Origin of the sequence: Comamonas odontotermitis (genome assembly GCF_020080045.1) — a bacterium.
GTDB classification, from domain to species: domain Bacteria; phylum Pseudomonadota; class Gammaproteobacteria; order Burkholderiales; family Burkholderiaceae_C; genus Comamonas; species Comamonas odontotermitis.
This window is the reverse complement of record NZ_CP083451.1, coordinates 3,468,673-3,486,617: the sequence shown is the minus strand read 5'-3', so window position 1 is coordinate 3,486,617 and position 17,945 is coordinate 3,468,673. Positions and strand designations below refer to the sequence as shown.

Genomic DNA, 17,945 nt, shown 5'->3' with positions numbered 1-17,945 from the left:
GCCAGTCTGGTGACAGACTGGCTTTCGTCAAATATGGCGGCCCCTGCGGGGCCGTTTCCATCAGCGGCTCTGGTCAACCAGGCGCTGAGCCTGTGCCTTGATGGTCGGGCTGGTGGATTCGGAAAGAACCTCCTGCGCCAGCGAGCGCGCGCCTTCCTTGTCGCCAATGGCAAGAAACTCCTGGGCCAGGGTCAGCTTGGTCGTCAGCGGATCGCTGTCATCCATCTCCAGGCCTTGCACGTCCTCTGCCAATGAGGCGGGGTGGGTGCGTTCGGGTTCGCCATTGAGGGGAAGATCCAGCACGGACAGCGACGTCATGTCGAAATCCATGCTGCGCGTGGTTGCGTCGGTGATCGGCAACTGCGCGGTGCTGGGTGTATCGAAATCGCTCATCTTGAAATCGAGCGCACCAGGCTGTGTCTCCAGACCTTGTACGCTCAGCGCGGAAGGCGTGGGCGAGAGTTCCGAAGGAATGTTCAAGGCTTCTGCAAGCTGGCGATCAAAATCGTCCATCGTTGCCGCAGGGGCTGCCGGTGCAGATGCAGGATGGCTGGCGGCAGAAGCGGCAAGGCCTGCACCTAACGCCGCGGCACCGGTTGCGAGAGCTGCCGCAGGGCTCGCAGGAGGCGCCGAGAATGCGGGTGCCGCATCAGGTGCTTCCGTCAGCTGGCTGCTCATGGCAAAGTCCAGACCGGAAATCGGGCCAAAGTCACTGGGGGTGTCGTTCTGGCTGCGATTGACGGCACTTGGTGGTTGCGTGTTTTCAAAGGCCAGAGGCTGTGCGCGTGCCGCTTCGGCGGCTGCCGCTACCGCAGCAGCGGACATGACATCCACGGGTGGCACGGTTGCAGCGGTGTTCTGGTACAGCGCATTGGCCGGATCCAGTTCCTGGCCCAGCGCAGCAATGCGCAGCCACTCAGGGCCGGAGCCGTTGGTGAGCTGGCGCGCTTCCTTGGCGATGCTCTCGAGTGCCAGGCGGTCTTTGCGCTTGGCATAGATTTCTGCCAGCTTGGCATGCAGGGCGCTACGCGTGGGATTGGTGCGCAGTGCTTCTTTCAGGATTTCTTCTGCCTGCAGGTCCCGGCCATACGCCAGATAGACATCGGCTTCGGCAACCGGATCCACATCGCCTGCATCCAGTTGGCTGGGGGTATAGGCCAGCGAGGATGCACCCGTCGTCATGGCGCTGACTGACGTGTCGATGTGCTGACCGCCGCTGGCGCCGAAGAAGGAATCTTGCGACAGGCTGCTTTCCATGACCGAGTCCGAAACGCCAGCCGCCGCTTCCTTGCGCTTCTTGTTACGGTACCACAGGCCGCCCAGCAAAGCGATCACGGCCAAGCCGCCCGCCGCTGGCAGTAGCGGATTCTCCATCAGGTCGTCAACAAAGCTGGGCTCTTCGACGGGTGCGGGAGGTGGAACGGGTGCCGGCTTGGGAGCTGGCGGAGGTGGAGGAGCGACCGCAGGTGCTTCCGCTGCGGGAGCTGGCGACGCAGCGGCTTCTGCGGGTGCCGGGGCGGGTGTAGGCGCAGGGGCTGGCGCCGTCACTGCTGGCGCTGGCACCGGGGAGGTCGCTGCTGCGGTCACAGGCGCCGTGACGGCAATGCCAGGGGCCTTGTCTGCAGGTTTGTCCACTGCTGCCGGGGCTGGAGCGGCTGCGGGCGCTGCCGTTGACGCGACCACCGTGGCCTTATTGGCAGCAGCCTCCTTGATCTTGTTGAGCTCTTCCAGGTTCTTGTCCAGCTCGGACTTGCGCTCTTGTGTAGCGTTGGCCTCCTGGGCCTTGGCTACGCTGGCTTCGGCCGACTTCTTGCCCTTGACGCCTGCTTCCTTGGTGAGCTTGAGCTGATCTGGTGCGACATTGCTGCTCTTCTTGTCGTCGACAGAGGCCTCTACCTTGCCACTGGCGGAGCGCGTGTCGCTTGCCACATTGGCAGGCGCTGCCTTGGAGGCCAGTTGGTGGCGGTAGTTGTTGAAGTCGCGGCTCTGGGCTGCCACCATCTGGCGTGCCTTGCTGGCCGATACGGAGCGTGCCTGCTCGGCGCTTGGCATATTCAGCGTCACGCCGGACTTCATGCGATTGACGTTGCCGCCAATGAAGGCATGCGGATTGGCCTGCATCACGGCGATCAGCATCTGGTCGAGCGATACGCCGGATGGCTTGTTCATGGCAGCAATACGGCCTGCCGTATCGCCACGCTGCACCAGAACGGAATCACCGCTGCCCGACTGGTTGGATGCCGTGGCTGGAATGTTGGCGCGGGAGCTGGATTTAGCCTTGCTGCTGCCGGTGCTAGGTGCAGGCGTGCTGTCTGCCGAGGTCAGTGGTTCTTCGATCACGCGCACCGGAGGCGCAGGGCGTGCAACAGGGGCTGGCGCTGCATCGCTGGTGATCTGCGGAGCGGTGGTGACGGCTGCTTCGGCCTTCTTCAGATTGGGAGGGTCGAACAGCATGGTGTAGCTGCGCACCACCTGCCCGGAGTTCCAGTTGGCATCAATCACGTAGTCGACAAACGGATCATTCACGGCCCGTTGGGTAGACAGAACGATGACAGCCGTGCCATTGGCGCGGCGCTGCAATTGCGCTTTCACGCTGCTGGCAGTGCCCGTGTAATCCATGCCTTGGGCACGGAAGACGGAGGAGGAGGCGGTTTTGACCTGCAAGGTCTCGGCTTCAGCCGGCGTGATCTGTTGGACTTCGATCTCGGCGCGCAAGGGCTCGCCCAGAGCCGACTTCACATTGATCTTACCCAGTGCCAAAGCCGATGCTTCTCCCGAATACAGGCCGATGGCGGCCACGGCCGCGGCCAGTGCAGTGATTTTCCAGCGATGCATAGTGCTACTTGATTGATTTATGAAAGCGCACGGGGTTGCTTTTGTACTCATGCCGAATCCCTCCCCCCAGACGCGAAAATTGGTAATTATCAGTAAAAAGTACCTTACCAGTAATGTGTTGGAGTGACAAGTTAACGAATGCGGTTGTGTACTGATAAACGGATTCTCATAAATTTCCACAACTCATAATGTTGTTCAGGCACAACTTTGCCAGCATCTGTCCTTCGCCAAGGGGATGCTGAAAATTGGCCTGAGGCAAGAAAAAACACCCTTTTTGGCGCTGAAGGGCGCCAAAAGGGTGTGCTGTATCGGGGGCCGAAGAATCAGGGAAGTGCGATCACTTGCCCAGCAGGATACGCAGCATGCGGCGCAGCGGCTCGGCAGCGCCCCACAGCAGTTGGTCGCCGATCACGAAGGCTGATACGTACTCTGGGCCCATGTTGAGCTTGCGTACGCGGCCCACGGCCACTTCGAGGCCACCGGTGACGGCCGCTGGAGTCAGCTCCTTGACCGTGAGTGCGCGCTCGTTGGCCACGAACTTGACCCAGGGGTTGCCGCTCTTGATCAGGGCTTCGATCTCGGCCAGGGGCAAGTCCTTCTTGAGTTTCAGGGTCAGTGCCAGCGAGTGGCAGCGCATCGCGCCAATGCGCACGCACAGACCGTCAACAGGAATGGGGCTTGCCGTGCCGAGGATCTTGTTGACCTCGGCCTGGCCCTTCCATTCTTCCTTGGATTGGCCATTGTCCAGTTGGGCGTCGATCCAGGGGATCAGGCCGCCAGCCAGTGGAGCGCCAAAGAATTCGGTCGGCACGTCTTCGCGGATGGTGGCAGCGACCTTGCGGTCGATATCGAGGATGGCAGATGCAGGCGTTGCCAGCTCGTCCGCCACGGCGGCGTGCACCACACCCATGCCCTTGAGCAGTTCGCGCATATGGTTGGCGCCACCGCCCGATGCTGCCTGGTAGGTCATGGAAGAGACCCACTCCACCAGACCCGCCTTGAACAGTCCGCCCAGGCCCATCAGCAGGATGGAGTTGGTGCAGTTGCCGCCAATCCAGTTCTTGCCGCCGGCGGCGAGCTTTTGCTTGATCAGATCGTCATTGACAGGGTCGAGCACGATGACGGCATCGCCCTCCATCCGCAGCGAGGAAGCGGCGTCGATCCAGTGGCCATTCCAGCCTGCGGCACGGATCTTGGGGAAGACGTCCTTGGTGTAATCGCCGCCCTGGCAGGTGATGATGATGTCGCACTTGGCCAGCTCGGCGATATCGTTCGCATCCTTGAGCTGGGTATGCACCGCAGCCATGGCAGGGGCCTTGCCGCCCGCGTTGGATGTGGAGAAGAACACCGGCTCGATCAGTTCGAAGTCGCCCTCGGCCTGCATGCGATCCATCAACACGGAGCCGACCATGCCGCGCCAGCCCACCAAACCTACCAATTGCTTGCTCATATAACGCCCTTGTGTGCCAAAAAAATTGTGCCACGGGGCTGATTTGCCTGGCTCGTCTGGCCAGTGGGAGGCGCACGACGAACCAGGCTGGATCAGCCGGTAATCGTCGTGGTTTTGGAAATGCTTGCGCGCGCAGCCATACCCGCTGCAATAGCGGAGATGGTGTTCAGCCAAGAAACAGGGCGGTGCGCAAACATAGTGGAAGCTATTCTAGCGCCAAAATTTGCTGCGGCGCACGCATTTTTTATACTTTTTAAGTGTTGACGCATCGAAGCGAATGGCGATATGTATAAAAAGTATAAATTACGTCGTAAATTTATAAAAAATATCGTCAAATCGACGAAATCAGTTCTGCATCGTTTGAATAGACCGTTGTTCCGATCAAACAAAGGCTTCCAAACTGGCGCAACAATGAAAAAGGGCAGGGGAGAATCCCTGCCCTTGCTCGCCTTGCCTATGGTGATGGCGCTGGCGTCTTACAGCGCAGCGACCACGGCATCGCCCATCTGCTGCGTGCCGACCTTGGTGGTGCCTTCGCTGTAGATGTCGGGCGTGCGCAGGCCTTGGGCCAGCACCTTCTGCACGGCCGCTTCAATCTTTTGCGCGGCGGCTTCCTGGCCGAGGCTGAAGCGCAGCATCATCGCTGCGCTCAGGATGGTGGCCAGCGGGTTGGCAATGCCCTTGCCGGCAATGTCGGGTGCCGAGCCGTGGCTGGGCTCGTACAGGCCCTGCTTTTTGTCGTTCAGGCTGGCCGATGGCAGCATGCCGATGGAGCCGGTCAGCATGGATGCCTCGTCGCTCAGGATGTCGCCGAACATGTTGCCGGTCACCACCACGTCAAAGCGCTTGGGCTCCTTCACCAGCTGCATGGCGGCGTTGTCCACATACATGTGGTCCAGCTGCACATCGGGGTACTGTTTGCCCACTTCGGTCATCACGTCCTTCCACAGCTGGAAGGTTTCCAGCACGTTGGCCTTGTCCACGCTGGTCACGCGTTTGCCGCGCTTTTGCGCGGCCTGGAAGGCCACATGGCCGATGCGCTCGATTTCGGGGCGGGTGTAGCGCATGGTGTCGAAGGCTTCTTCGGCGCCGGGAAAGTGTCCATCGGGCGAGACGCGGCGGCCACGTGGCTGGCCAAAGTAGATGTCACCGGTCAACTCGCGGATGATGAGGATATCGAGGCCTGCCACCAACTCGGGCTTGAGGCTGGAGGCGTGGGTCAGCTCCTTGTAGCAGATGGCGGGGCGGAAGTTGGCGAAAAGGCCCAGCGCCTTGCGCAGGCCCAGAATGGCCTGCTCGGGGCGCAGCGCGCGCTCCAGCGTGTCGTACTTCCAGTCGCCCACGGCGCCAAACAGGATGGCGTCGGACTCCTGCGCCAGTTTCAGGGTGGCAGGTGGCAGCGGGTGGCCTGCGGCCTCATATGCGGCTCCGCCCACAGGGGCAGACTCCATCTGCAGATCCAGCTTCAGCGCATCCAGCACCTTGACGGCTTCTGCAACGATTTCTGGGCCAATGCCGTCTCCGGGCAATACTGCAATTTTCATAATTGACTCACTTATTGATAGCTGGTTGCGCTTGACCATCAAGCGCTAGATGGGTTTTTTGGGGGTGGTGGGCGCGGCCCGGTATTCAGGCCTTGGCCTGCACGAGGCTGTGCGCCAGCCAGGGCTTGGTGGCCAGGCGGTTGGCTTCGAAGGCCTGGATCTTGTCTTTCTGGCGCAGGGTGAGGCCAATGTCGTCAAACCCATTGAGCAGGCAGTACTTGCGGAAGGCGATCACGTCGAATGGGATTTCCTCTCCCTGCGGGCGCACGATTACCTGGCGCTCCAGGTCAATGGTCAGCTCATAGCCGGGGAAGGCCTGCACCTCGTGGAACAGCTGGTCGATGGTGGACTCTGGCAGCACGATGGGCAGCAGGCCGTTCTTGAAGCAGTTGTTGAAGAAGATGTCGGCAAAGCTGGGAGCCAGGATGGCGCGGAAGCCGAATTGGTCCAATGCCCAGGGTGCGTGTTCGCGGCTCGATCCGCAGCCAAAGTTCTTGCGCGCGATCAGCACGCTGGCGCCCTTGTAGCGTGGCTGGTTGAGCACAAAGTCGGGGTTGGGCTTGCGGGCGCTTTCAGGCACGCCGGGTTGGCCGGGCTGGTCCAGGTAGCGCCATTCGTCAAACGCGTTCACACCAAAGCCGGTCTTCTTGATGGACTTGAGGAACTGCTTGGGAATGATGGCGTCGGTATCGACGTTCTCGCGGTCCATGGGCGCCACGAGGCCTTTGTGGATGGTGAATTTTTGCATGTTGAAGCCCTTTTTGGCCATCAGCGCTCATGTACCAAGCGCTGACAGCTACATATTTGATAGTTTTAGCGCGCTGCGCGCGAGATCGCGTTGCCCGCGCCCTGCACATCCTGGCCAATGCCATGGACGGTGTTGCAGCCCGATAGCAGCGCGGCGAGCGCGATGGTGACGAATGCAAAACGGGTTTTCATCGCAATAGCTCCTTGGATCAGGCAAAACGGCGGATATCTACAAAGTGGCCGTGTACTGCAGCGGCAGCGGCCATGGCGGGGCTGACGAGGTGGGTGCGGCCACCGGCGCCCTGGCGGCCTTCGAAGTTGCGGTTGCTGGTGGATGCGCAGCGCTCACCGGGCTCCAGCCGGTCGGCGTTCATGGCCAGGCACATGCTGCAGCCGGGCTCGCGCCACTCAAAGCCTGCGGCGGTGAAGATCTTGTCCAGGCCTTCGGCTTCGGCCTGCGCCTTCACCAGGCCAGAGCCGGGCACCACCATGGCCAGCTTCACGTTCTTGGCCACTTTCTGGCCCAGTTTCTTGACGACGGCGGCTGCTTCGCGCATGTCCTCGATGCGGCTGTTGGTGCAGCTGCCGATGAACACCTTGTCGACAAAGATGTCGTTGATCGGCTTGCCGGGTTCCAGATTCATATAGGTGAGCGCGCGTTCAATGGCGCCACGCTTGTTCGGATCCTTTTCCTTGTCAGGATCGGGCACGATGGCGTCCACACCCAGCACCATCTCGGGGCTGGTTCCCCAAGTGACCTGCGGCACGATGTCTTCGGCGCGCAGGGTGACGACGGTGTCGAACTTGGCATCGGTGTCGGAGTGCAAGGTCTTCCAATACGCCACGGCCTGATCCCATTCCACGCCGGTCGGGGCGAGCGGGCGGCCTTTGACGTATTCAATGGTCTTGTCATCCACGGCCACGAGGCCGGCGCGTGCGCCCCCTTCGATGGCCATGTTGCACACCGTCATGCGGCCCTCGATGGACAGGTCGCGGATGGCGGAGCCTGCAAACTCGATCGTGTAGCCCGTGCCGCCTGCTGTGCCGATCTTGCCGATGATGGCGAGCACGATGTCCTTGGCGGTAACGCCCGGTGCCACCTTGCCGTCCACCTTGATCAGCATGTTCTTGGCTTTCTTGGCCAGCAGGGTCTGCGTGGCCATCACGTGCTCGACTTCGCTGGTGCCGATGCCGTGCGCCAGTGCACCGAATGCGCCATGCGTGCTGGTATGGCTGTCGCCGCAGACCACGGTCATGCCGGGCAGGGTGGCGCCTTGCTCGGGGCCCATCACGTGGACGATGCCCTGGCCCTTGTCCATGAAGGGGAAGAACGCGGCAGCGCCGAATTCGCCGATGTTGTCGTTCAGCGTGGTGATCTGCTCCTTGCTGATCGGGTCTTCAATGCCGTCATAGCCGCGTTCCCAGCCGGTGGTGGGCGTGTTGTGGTCGGCAGTAGCCACCACGGAGCTCACGCGCCACAGCTTGCGGCCGGCCATGCGCAGGCCTTCGAAGGCCTGCGGGCTGGTCACTTCGTGCACCAGATGGCGGTCAATATAGAGGATGGTGGTGCCATCTTCCTCGGTGTGGATGGCGTGCTCGTCAAAAATCTTGTCGTAGAGGGTGCGTCCGGTCATCGTGGTCTCTTTCGGTCAAGTGTTTGTAATGGGGGAATTTCAAAATTTATAGCGCGCCAAGTCCTATGGACGGTTGCAGGGCGCGGATTGTATGGGCGGCATCGTCACCGGGCGCAAGCGCGTCGGCGACAAGCCGGGGGCTCAGGTGCTCGACCAGCAGGCGTGCGGTCACGGGGAGGGCATCAAAATCGCGTGCCATCAGGCGCAGCTCGCGGTGTGCCCAGTCGTCGGTCAGCTGGATGCCGCGCAGGTTGCCCACGCCGTGCATCAGAGTGAAGGCCCGGTCGGGCACCAGACCGACGCCCAGACCGTTGTCGATCATGCGGCACATGGCGTCCAGGCTCGTTACCTGGATGCGCTGGCGCAGCGGGCGGCGCAACTGGGCCGATGCCGAGCGCATGGCCTGGCTGATGCTGCTGCCCGATTGCAGGCCGACAATGTCCCATTCCAGTGCTTCTTCAAAGCTGATTGCGTCGCGCTTGGCCAGCGCGTGCGAGAGCGGCACCACCAGCATCAGGTGGTCAGACCGGTAGGGGCGTGACTGCAGCTCCATTTCGGCCGCGCCCTGCACGGCGTCCGGGTTGCAGATGCCAAGGTCTGCCGTGCCTTCATGCACGGCTTGGACCACGTCGGCGCTCAGGTGCTCCTGCAGGTCAATCTTGATCTGGCTGTGCTCGCGCGCAAAGCTGCCCAGATCCTCGGGCAGAAACTGCACGATGGCCGAGATATTGGCATGCACGCGCACATGGCCGCGCACGCCATCGGCGTACTCCGACAGCTCTCCCTGCATGCGCTCCAGCCCGAACAACACATTGCGGGCGTGGTGCAGCAAGCTCTCGCCCGCAGGTGTCAAGGTCACGCCACGGCTGTGGCGGTAAAGCAGCTGGGTGTCGACCGCGGTTTCGAGGTCCGACAGGCGCTTGCTGACAGCCGATGCAGCAATGAACTCGCGCTCCGCCGCGCGGCCGATGCTGCCTAGCTCGCACACGGCCACAAACAGCTGGAGCGAGGTCAGGTCGATACGGCGCGCAAAACTGCGCTCGGAGCTTTTCATGGTGGGGAGGTATCGTGGTTTTAGAAAGCAAAAGCCATTTTACGCAATAAAAGGCAATTTGACATCGCCATTTGCGATGGCTTGCGTGTTCGAAATTTGACGATGCGGTGACAGCGCTGTGGCTGTCCCTTGGCCCGCAGGGCATGACGCGTCCGCCTGTCGGGCTGGGAGTAATTTGTTTGCTTGTGTAACGGATTGACCCCTTTGCCGGCCTTGCACCGATTCAGTCCTTGTCCAAGACATTTCATCGGAGAAAGCTGCCATGACCCTTCGCACACCATTTCATTCAGACAAGCCGCGCCTGCCCGCATTTCCGCGTTCGGCCCGCCTGCTGGCCTTGGTGCTGGCTGCTACCACCCTGGTAGCAGCCTGTTCGCCAGATGCCTCTACCAATGCTTCTGATTCGCAGGGTGTGGTGGCCGATTCCGCAGCATTCACATCTGGCACGGCCCAGGACGATGGTGCGGCGCTGGAGAGGCGGGCTCGCCCGCGTGCCATGCTGGAGGAGGCCGCGCCGGGGAAGGCGGCTGCTGCCAAGCTGATGTCTGCACCGGTGCCAGCACCGGCTTCCATCGCTGCTGGCGCAGGCATGGATACCGCGCAGCCTGCCAGCACGGCGCCCAGCCAGCGCTTTCTGGCGGTCAGCCACCGCATGCAGATTGAAAGCCCGGCCGCCGAGCTGGCAGGCTTGTGGGAAACGGTCAAATCTACCTGTGAGCGGCTTGACTGCTATGTGGAGGGCTCTGCGCTGCAACGGGAAACTGCGCAATCCGCTGCCAGTGCGTACCTGACGATGCGTATCAACCCACGCGACTTTGCCATGCTGACGGCCACCCTGGGCGGCAACGCGAAAATTCTCAACCACCAGACATCCACCGAAGACAAGACCAGCCAGGTGATCGATGTGGAAGCGCAGATCAATAACCGCAGCGAATACCGCGACAGCCTGCGCGAGCTGCTGCGCGAGAAAAATGTGAAGCGCACCTTGCAGGACCTGATCGAGATCCGCGACACCATGTCGCAGGTGCAGGCAGAAATCGATGCCGCCGCTACCCAGCGCGCCCTCTTGGAGCGCGAAACAGCCAAGCAGCTGGTGCAGATGCAGTTCCAGCCCCAGCGGGTCATCGTCAGCGGTACCTACAGCCCTTGGCGGCAGACCTGGCAGCGCAGCTGGGATACCTTTGCCTTCAGTGCGCAAAGCCTGGTCGTCACGGTTGCGGGGCTCATTCCCTGGCTCCTGGTACTGGTGGTGATTGGCGTGCCGCTGTGGCTGGGTCTGCGCAGGCGCTTTGCGCGCCGGGCTGCCGCTGCGGCTGCCAAATCTGTGGCCAATGGGCCTGTCCCGGTGGAATGAGCACAGCGCGAGTGCACCTGCCGATCACCTGCGCTATTGCCGGACTGGGAGCGGGCGGGAGGGGCGCTCCGCCATGCTGATAGCGACGGTGAGCACCGCAATGCCGATCAGTTGCGCGGTGCTCAGCGCCTGGCGGAAATACAGCCAGTCGATCACGATCGCCACGGCTGGATAGACAAACTGGAAGATGGCGATACGCGATGTGGGCAGGCGAAGCGTGCCGGCATAGATCAGGGTATAGGCCAGTGCGGTATGCACGAGGCCCAGGCCGGCAAGCCAGAGCCATGCGCCTCCCCAGGCGGGCCATCCGTATTGCACGGGCCAGATCCACAGCGTCAACGCGCCAAGCAGGCATTGCCACCACGCCAGGGCGCTGGCACTGGTTTGCGCCTTCTTGGCGCAGAGCGTGACGCCGGCCATGCATACCGCGCCCGCCATGCACAGTGATACGCCCAGCCAGTAGCCGCTCTGGTGAAGGTCTTCTGCTCCAAATAGCGGAAGGTGCTGCAGCACGCCAGTGGCGAGGGCGAGGCCGAACAGCGCCACCAGCACGGCAGCCAGGCGCTGCCCTCTCACCCTCTCGCCCAGCCACAGCGCGCCAAACAGCAACAGCCACAGAGGTTGCACATGGAAGAGCACAATCGCCATCCCCGCCGAGGTGTAAGTCATGGCCTGAAAGAAGAGAGCCCAGGAGGCAATCATGAGCACGCCCGATGCCAGCACCCATGGTGCCGCGCGGCGCGGCAGACGCAGCAGCGGCAATTGCCTTCGCCAGGCCATCCACGCCGTCAACCCCAAAAGGCCGAAGGCGCAACGAAACCAGGTGGCGGTGATGGGGGCGGCATGTGCTTCCTGCACAAACACGCCGACCGTGCCAAGCAGCATGCAGCCCAGCAGAAAGGGCAAGGCGCCACTGGTGACGGCATGTTGCCGGGGAATGGGAATGGAGGTCGCCATGGCGGCGTTGGGTGAGGGATGCATGAACCCAGTGTCCTGTTGTCTGCAAAAAACGAAAAGCGCATAATTTGGCATCCAATATTTCGATAATCGAATAAATGAGGGCCCATGGAACACCTGCGCGACATGCAGCTCGATTGGCTCAAATGCTTTGTGGCGGTGGTGGACACGGGAACGCTGTCCAGTGCCGCGACGGAAGTGTTCCGTTCGCAATCAGCGGTCAGCATGCAGATCAAGAAGCTGGAAGACGCGATGGGCCATCGCCTGCTGGACCGCAGCAGCCGCAGGCTGCAGCTCACGCCCGAAGGCCAGACTCTGCTGGGCTATGCGCGTCGCATGCTCGACCTGCAGGCCGAGGCGCAGCAGGCGCTGCACAACCAGCCGCTGACCGGGCGCGTGCGACTGGGGGTGCCCGATGACTATGCGCAAAAGTACCTGACGCCCGTGCTGCGCCGCTTTGCGCTGCGCCACAGCAGTGTGGAGATCGAGCTCAATTGCGAGCAATCGACGGCGCTCATTCCCCGTGTGGCACAGGGTGATCTGGATGTGGCGCTGGTCTCGCGCGACCATGCGCGGCGCGGCATCCTGCTGTTTCACGAGCCCATGGTCTGGGTGGGCTCGCCGCAGTTTGAGCTGTGGCGGCGCGATCCGCTGCCCATTGCCGTGTACGAGGAGGCTAGCCTGGCGCGGCGGGGCGCCATGCATGCGCTCGCGCAGCAGGGGCGGCGCTACAAGGTGGTCTACAACAGCTCCAGCCTGGCTGGGCAGATTGCCGCCGTCGAAAGCGGGCTGGCTGTGGCCGCGCTCACCCAGTGCAGCGCGCCTGCGCATCTGCAGCAACTGGGCATCGAACACGGCCTGGGGCCCTTGGCACCCATGGAGGTGGCTGCCTACCGCAGCCGGGCATCGCGCGGCAACGCGGCGGTTGATGGGCTGCAGCAACTGCTGGTGCAGACCTTGCGGCAAAGCAGTGTCATACCGTCAACTTCTGGTCTGCTGTCTTCTACCTAACTCTTGGCAGTTGGTGTGGGTAGGCAACGAATGCGCCTCTTATTGGACCTCCCTGGCTCTTCCGCAAAGAAAGCACCAGCGTGCTGGTGCTTTTGAGTGGGCTGTCATGAGCCATGCAATGCATGGCAATTCCAATCAGGTAAACAGATTCTTCAGGCGGTCTGCCCATGACTGGTTATTGGGCGTGTGCTTGGCTCCGCCTTTTTTCAGCGACTCGTCCAGCTCCTTGAGCAGCTTGCGCTGGTGTTCGGTCAGCTTGACGGGGGTTTCGACCACGATGTGCACGTACAGGTCGCCCGGGTAGCTGGCGCGCACGCCCTTGATGCCCTTGCCGCGCAGGCGGAACTGCTTGCCGGTCTGCGTGCCTTCGGGAATGTCGATGGCCGCCTTGCCGCCCAGGGTGGGCACTTCGATCTCTCCGCCCAGCGCGGCGGTGACCATGCTGACCGGTACCTCGCAGTGCAGGTCGTCGCCATCGCGCTCGAACACTTCATGCTTGCGCACGCGGATCTCGATGTACAGATCGCCGGGCGGGCCACCATTCTGGCCGGGCTCGCCGTTGCCAGCGGAGCGGATGCGCATGCCGTCGTCGATACCGGCTGGGATGTTCACTTCCAGCGTCTTTTGCGACTTGATGCGGCCTTGGCCATGGCAGGCGACGCAAGGCTCGGGGATAACCTTGCCGGTGCCCCGGCAGTGCGGGCAGGCCTGCTGTACGGCAAAGAAGCCCTGACGCATCTGCACCGTGCCGCTGCCATGGCAGGTGGAGCAGGTCTTGACCTGGGTGCCGGGCTTGGCGCCGCTGCCATGGCAGGTGTCGCACTCGTCCCACGAAGGAATCTTGATCTGCGCGTTCTTGCCGTTGGCCGCTTCTTCCAGCGTGATGTCCATCGCATACGACAGGTCGTTGCCGCGATAGACCTGCGGGCCACCGCCGCGTCGGCCGCCGCCGCTGCCGAACATGTCGCCAAAGATGTCGCCAAACGCTTCGGCAAAGCCACCAAAGCCTTCACCGCCCATGCCGCCACGCATGCTGGGGTCCACGCCAGCGTGGCCGTACTGGTCGTAGGCGGCACGCTTTTGGCTGTCGGAGAGCATTTCGTAGGCTTCTTTGCACTCCTTGAACTTTTCTTCCGCTTCCTTGGCCTTTTCGCCCTGGTTGCGGTCGGGGTGGTACTTCATGGCCAGCTTGCGGTAGGCCGTTTTGATCTCGACTTCCGTGGAGGTCTTGGTGACGCCGAGGACTTCGTAATAATCGCGTTTGGACATGGTGTTCTTGAATTCTGTGGGTGATTAACCAGCGCCGTGCAGGTATGCCCGGGCATGGATGCCCACAAAGCTGCGGCCGGGATTGTCGCCGTCAATCCATTGCTGCGGGGGAAAAAGCTCAAACAACCCCACCTTGAACAGCGTGGGAATCGCCATCTTCAGCTCTTCTTCGACTGTGCCGCGCTCGCCGGCGTTGTAGAGCGCGATGTTGTAGAGCATGGTGGCCACGGTGCCGGTCTGTACCCGGCTTCCGTCCTTGAGCGTGACGGCGGGCAATGCGGCCGCGCCATCGGTGATCTTCTGGTTGACACGGCTGAGCTCTGCAACATGCAGTGCGTCGGTCGCAGGTGCTGTGGAAGATGTCATCGTGTGCCTTTGGATACTTGAATAAAAACAGGGCTTGGCGCCCGCCGACAAATCGCTATCAGTTACAAAAACAATAGGGTTTTGCAGAAAAGCCATGCCGGAGTGCGGCGATGCGGACTCCGGCATGGGGTTCATTGGCGATTGGCGCGAGGCCCGGTTACGAGAAGGACTTAGTCCTTCTTCACTTCCTTGACTTCCGCATCCACGACGTTGTCGTCAGCAGCGGCGGCGCTGGCTCCGCCCGCAGCACCCGCTGCGCCTGCAGCCTGAGCGGCCTGGGCGTCGGCATACACCTTTTCGCCCAGCTTCTGGCTGACAGTCATCAGGGCCGTGGTCTTGGCTTCGATGGCGTCCTTGTCTTCGCCCTTCAAGGCCTCTTCCAGTTCCTTCACGGCGGCTTCGATCGCGGTCTTGTCGGCTGCGTCGATCTTGTCGCCGTGTTCGCCCAGGCTCTTGTTCACGCTGTGGACAGCGGCTTCGCCCTGGTTCTTGGCCTGCACCAGTTCCAGCTTCTTCTTGTCGTCGGCAGCGTTCAGCTCGGCATCCTTCACCATCTTCTGGATTTCTTCCTCGGACAGGCCGGAGCTTGCCTTGATGGTGATCTTGTTTTCCTTGCCCGTGCCCTTGTCCTTGGCGCCCACGTGCAGGATGCCGTTGGCGTCGATGTCGAAGGTCACTTCGATCTGTGGCGTGCCACGGGGTGCAGCAGGAATGCCTTCGAGGTTGAACTCGCCCAGCAGCTTGTTGGCGCTGGCGATTTCACGTTCACCCTGGAACACCTTGATCGTCACGGCAGGCTGGTTGTCTTCTGCAGTCGAATAGGTCTGCGCGAACTTGGTCGGGATGGTCGTGTTCTTGGCGATCATCTTGGTCATCACGCCGCCCAGGGTTTCGATACCCAGCGACAGAGGCGTCACGTCCAGCAGCAGCACGTCGGAGCGATCACCGCCCAGCACCTGGCCCTGCACGGCAGCGCCCACAGCCACGGCTTCGTCAGGGTTCACGTCCTTGCGTGGATCCTTGCCGAAGAATTCCTTGACCTTTTCCTGCACCTTGGGCATACGGCTCATGCCGCCGACCAGGATCACGTCGTCAACGTCGGACACGGAGATGCCTGCATCCTTGATGGCGGTACGGCAAGGAGCGATGGTGCGCTCGATCAGGTCGTCCACCAGCGATTCCAGCTTGGCGCGGGTCAGCTTGATGTTCAGGTGCTTGGGGCCCGTGGCATCCGCGGTGATGTAAGGCAGGTTGATGTCGGTGGCAGCCGAGCTCGACAGCTCGATCTTGGCCTTTTCGGCAGCTTCCTTCAGGCGCTGCAGGGCCAGCACGTCCTTGGACAGATCGACGGCCTGTTCCTTCTTGAACTCGCCAATGATGTATTCGATGATGCGCTGGTCGAAGTCTTCGCCGCCCAGGAAGGTGTCGCCGTTGGTCGACAGCACTTCGAACTGCTTTTCGCCATCCACATCGGCGATTTCGATGATCGAGACGTCGAAGGTACCGCCACCCAGGTCATACACGGCAATCTTGCGATCACCCTTGCCGCCCTTGTCCAGGCCAAAAGCCAGGGCTGCGGCGGTAGGCTCGTTGATGATGCGCTTGACATCGAGACCGGCAATGCGGCCTGCATCCTTGGTGGCCTGGCGCTGCGCGTCGTTGAAGTACGCGGGCACGGTGATCACGGCCTCGGTCACGGCTTCGCCCAGGAAGTCCTCGGCAGTCTTCTTCATCTTGCGCAGCACTTCTGCGGAGATCTGTGGAGGGGCGAGCTTCTGGTCGCGCACCTGTACCCAGGCGTCACCGTTGTCGGCCTTGATGATCTGGAAGGGCATCAGGTCGATGTCCTTTTGCACTTCCTTGTCTTCGAACTTGCGGCCGATCAGGCGCTTGGCAGCATAGATCGTGTTCTTGGGGTTGGTGACCGCCTGGCGCTTTGCCGAGGCACCGACGAGGATCTCGCCGTCGTCCTGGTAGGCCACGATGGACGGGGTGGTGCGTGCGCCTTCGCTGTTTTCGATAACCCGGGTGTTATTGCCTTCCATCACAGCCACGCAGCTGTTGGTCGTTCCCAGGTCAATACCAATGATCTTTCCCATTTCTCTAACTCCTTTTATTCCGTTGGACGGTATCCCCGTCCGAATTGACTGTTATCTGTGGCGCTTTTTGCACCCTTCAAGGGGCGGGTTGCAAAAAACGCCAGGAGGTGCGTTATTTCGGTGCAGCCACCGTGACCAGGGCAGGGCGCAGGATGCGGTCGGCAATCATGTAGCCCTTCTGCAGCACGCCAACCACGGTGTTGGCGGGCTGGTCGGCGGGCACCATGGAGATGGCCTGGTGGTGGTGGGGGTCGAACTTTTCTCCGGCAGGCGGGTTGATCGCGATGACCTTGTTGCGCTCCAGCGCTGCGTTGAGCTGGCGCAGGGTGGCGTCGGAGCCCTCGCGCAACTGCTCGGGGGTGGCGTTCTGGATGCCCAGGGCTGCTTCCAGGCTGTCGATCACAGGCAGCAGGCTGTCTGCAAAGCCCTCGATGCCGAACTTGCGGGCCTTGGCCACATCTTCATCAGCCCGGCGGCGGGCGTTTTCCACATCGGCCTTGGCGCGCATGTACTGGTCGGCCAGTTCGGCATTCTTGGCTTGCAGTTCGGCCAATTGGGCTTGCAGATCATTCTGGGCATCGGCCGCGTTGGCTGCAGCCGCCGCTTCGATCTCTTCCGGAGACAGGGGTTGACCGTCCATGGGGTTGAGGTTGTCTGACATTGTTCTTTCTCGTATTCCCTAAAAACAAAAACTCTGGAGCGCATGTGGGTATGCATGCATGCTTTTCAAGGGGTTGGCTACGCGCGTGGCGGAAAAATGGCGTCCGTTCTGCCATACTGGCTTTTACCCGGGTGACGGGCTGAAGCCTGCGCGCATTGACAGGGTTTACCAGGCTTTCTATAATGCACGGTTTCCCCTTGCCACACCGCAACAAGACGCGCTTGAAAAGAATGCTATTTTGAGTGAGATGCGGGTGGCGCAATCCATAAGGAGTTTGCATGCGTCACTATGAGATCGTGCTGCTGATCCACCCCGATCAGAGCGAACAGGTTCCAGCAATGCTGGAGCGTTACAAGGGCATGATTACGGCCGGCGGCGGTAAGATCCACCGCGTTGAAGACTGGGGCCGTCGTCAACTCGCCTATCTGATCAACAAGCTGGCCAAGGCCCACTATCTGTGCCTGAATATCGAAGCCGACCAGGCTGTGATGGCTGAACTGGAACACGCGTTCAAGTTCAACGACGCCGTGCTGCGTCAACTGACTGTGCAGAAGAAGAAGGCTGAGACCACTCCTTCGGCCATGATGAAGACCGTGGAGCGCGAAGAAGCACGCAAGGCCAACCAGGCTGAGCACGCTGCCGCCGAGCGTTAATTCACAGTAGGAGGTGGAGAACCGCGTACTTGTGACAGCCGCCCTCGCAGAGATCAAGATTCTGCGATTTACCCCGGCTGGATTGCCTGCCATCGATGTTGTGCTGGAGCACCGCTCCACCCAGACCGAAGCCGGGCAGGCAAGACAAGTGAACGCGCTGCTCAAAGCCGTGGCCTTCGGGGCACTGGCAGAGCGGATTGCCCGGCAGGCTGTAGGGAGCAACTGGACATTTCAGGGGTTTCTCGCCACACCGCGCAACAGCAAATCGCTGGTTCTGCACATCCAGGATATTCAACCAGATACATATTGAG

At 61.5% G+C, this 17,945-nt stretch carries 16 protein-coding genes; 4 read left to right on the top strand and 12 right to left on the bottom strand.

The window, feature by feature from the left end:
- Window positions 1–60: 60 nt before the first annotated feature.
- The 7 genes from LAD35_RS16120 to LAD35_RS16090 all read right to left on the bottom strand — a co-directional run bounded on the left by LAD35_RS16120 (window position 61) and on the right by LAD35_RS16090 (window position 9,264).
- Window positions 61–2,835 carry a FimV/HubP family polar landmark protein gene (locus tag LAD35_RS16120; RefSeq protein ID WP_224150004.1) on the bottom strand — a complete coding sequence of 925 codons (2,775 nt, stop codon included), beginning with the start codon at window positions 2,833–2,835 and terminating at the stop codon, window positions 61–63.
- A gap of 337 nt (window positions 2,836–3,172) precedes the next feature.
- Window positions 3,173–4,285 carry an aspartate-semialdehyde dehydrogenase gene (asd, locus tag LAD35_RS16115; RefSeq protein ID WP_224150003.1) on the bottom strand — a complete coding sequence of 371 codons (1,113 nt, stop codon included), beginning with the start codon at window positions 4,283–4,285 and terminating at the stop codon, window positions 3,173–3,175.
- A gap of 476 nt (window positions 4,286–4,761) precedes the next feature.
- Window positions 4,762–5,829 carry a 3-isopropylmalate dehydrogenase gene (leuB, locus tag LAD35_RS16110; protein ID WP_224150002.1) on the bottom strand — a complete coding sequence of 356 codons (1,068 nt, stop codon included), beginning with the start codon at window positions 5,827–5,829 and terminating at the stop codon, window positions 4,762–4,764.
- A gap of 85 nt (window positions 5,830–5,914) precedes the next feature.
- Window positions 5,915–6,577, bottom strand: coding sequence for a 3-isopropylmalate dehydratase small subunit (leuD, locus tag LAD35_RS16105; protein WP_224150001.1), 663 nt, complete (start codon window positions 6,575–6,577; stop codon window positions 5,915–5,917).
- Between the two features lie 65 nt (window positions 6,578–6,642).
- A complete protein-coding gene (locus LAD35_RS16100) occupies window positions 6,643–6,768 on the bottom strand; it encodes an entericidin A/B family lipoprotein (protein ID WP_224150000.1) in 126 nt (41 codons plus the stop codon).
- Window positions 6,769–6,785: 17 nt separating this feature from the next.
- On the bottom strand, window positions 6,786–8,210 hold the full coding sequence (leuC, locus tag LAD35_RS16095) for a 3-isopropylmalate dehydratase large subunit (protein ID WP_224149999.1): 1,425 nt from the start codon (window positions 8,208–8,210) through the stop codon (window positions 6,786–6,788).
- A gap of 46 nt (window positions 8,211–8,256) precedes the next feature.
- On the bottom strand, window positions 8,257–9,264 hold the full coding sequence (locus LAD35_RS16090) for a LysR substrate-binding domain-containing protein (RefSeq protein ID WP_224149998.1): 1,008 nt from the start codon (window positions 9,262–9,264) through the stop codon (window positions 8,257–8,259).
- Window positions 9,265–9,526: 262 nt separating this feature from the next.
- On the opposite strand from LAD35_RS16090, the gene LAD35_RS16085 reads away from it, so the two are divergent.
- Window positions 9,527–10,618, top strand: a complete 1,092-nt coding sequence (locus tag LAD35_RS16085) for a DUF4349 domain-containing protein (RefSeq protein ID WP_224149997.1) — start codon at window positions 9,527–9,529, stop codon at window positions 10,616–10,618.
- Between the two features lie 33 nt (window positions 10,619–10,651).
- Here the strand turns inward: LAD35_RS16085 and LAD35_RS16080 are convergent, their stop codons facing one another.
- Complete coding sequence (locus tag LAD35_RS16080; protein ID WP_224149996.1) at window positions 10,652–11,599, bottom strand: DMT family transporter; 948 nt, start codon at window positions 11,597–11,599, stop codon at window positions 10,652–10,654.
- Between the two features lie 84 nt (window positions 11,600–11,683).
- Between LAD35_RS16080 and LAD35_RS16075 the strand changes: the two genes are divergently transcribed.
- Window positions 11,684–12,586, top strand: coding sequence for a LysR family transcriptional regulator (locus LAD35_RS16075; RefSeq protein ID WP_224149995.1), 903 nt, complete (start codon window positions 11,684–11,686; stop codon window positions 12,584–12,586).
- A gap of 135 nt (window positions 12,587–12,721) precedes the next feature.
- Here LAD35_RS16075 and dnaJ read toward each other — a convergent pair whose 3' ends face one another.
- From dnaJ to grpE, 4 genes are all read right to left on the bottom strand, one after another.
- On the bottom strand, window positions 12,722–13,855 hold the full coding sequence (dnaJ, locus tag LAD35_RS16070) for a molecular chaperone DnaJ (RefSeq protein WP_224149994.1): 1,134 nt from the start codon (window positions 13,853–13,855) through the stop codon (window positions 12,722–12,724).
- 24 nt (window positions 13,856–13,879) lie between these two features.
- Window positions 13,880–14,221 carry a DUF7709 family protein gene (locus LAD35_RS16065; RefSeq protein WP_224149993.1) on the bottom strand — a complete coding sequence of 114 codons (342 nt, stop codon included), beginning with the start codon at window positions 14,219–14,221 and terminating at the stop codon, window positions 13,880–13,882.
- A 170-nt stretch (window positions 14,222–14,391) separates the two neighbouring features.
- Complete coding sequence (gene dnaK, locus LAD35_RS16060; RefSeq protein WP_224149992.1) at window positions 14,392–16,320, bottom strand: molecular chaperone DnaK; 1,929 nt, start codon at window positions 16,318–16,320, stop codon at window positions 14,392–14,394.
- Between the two features lie 112 nt (window positions 16,321–16,432).
- Window positions 16,433–16,981: a nucleotide exchange factor GrpE gene (grpE, locus tag LAD35_RS16055; protein WP_224149991.1), complete on the bottom strand. Its 549-nt coding sequence runs from the start codon at window positions 16,979–16,981 to the stop codon at window positions 16,433–16,435.
- A 278-nt stretch (window positions 16,982–17,259) separates the two neighbouring features.
- Between grpE and rpsF the strand changes: the two genes are divergently transcribed.
- Both rpsF and priB read left to right on the top strand, forming a co-directional pair.
- Complete coding sequence (rpsF, locus tag LAD35_RS16050; protein ID WP_184707549.1) at window positions 17,260–17,634, top strand: 30S ribosomal protein S6; 375 nt, start codon at window positions 17,260–17,262, stop codon at window positions 17,632–17,634.
- A gap of 13 nt (window positions 17,635–17,647) precedes the next feature.
- A complete protein-coding gene (priB, locus tag LAD35_RS16045; protein ID WP_224149990.1) occupies window positions 17,648–17,944 on the top strand; it encodes a primosomal replication protein N in 297 nt (98 codons plus the stop codon).
- The last annotated feature ends 1 nt before the right edge of the window (window position 17,945 follow it).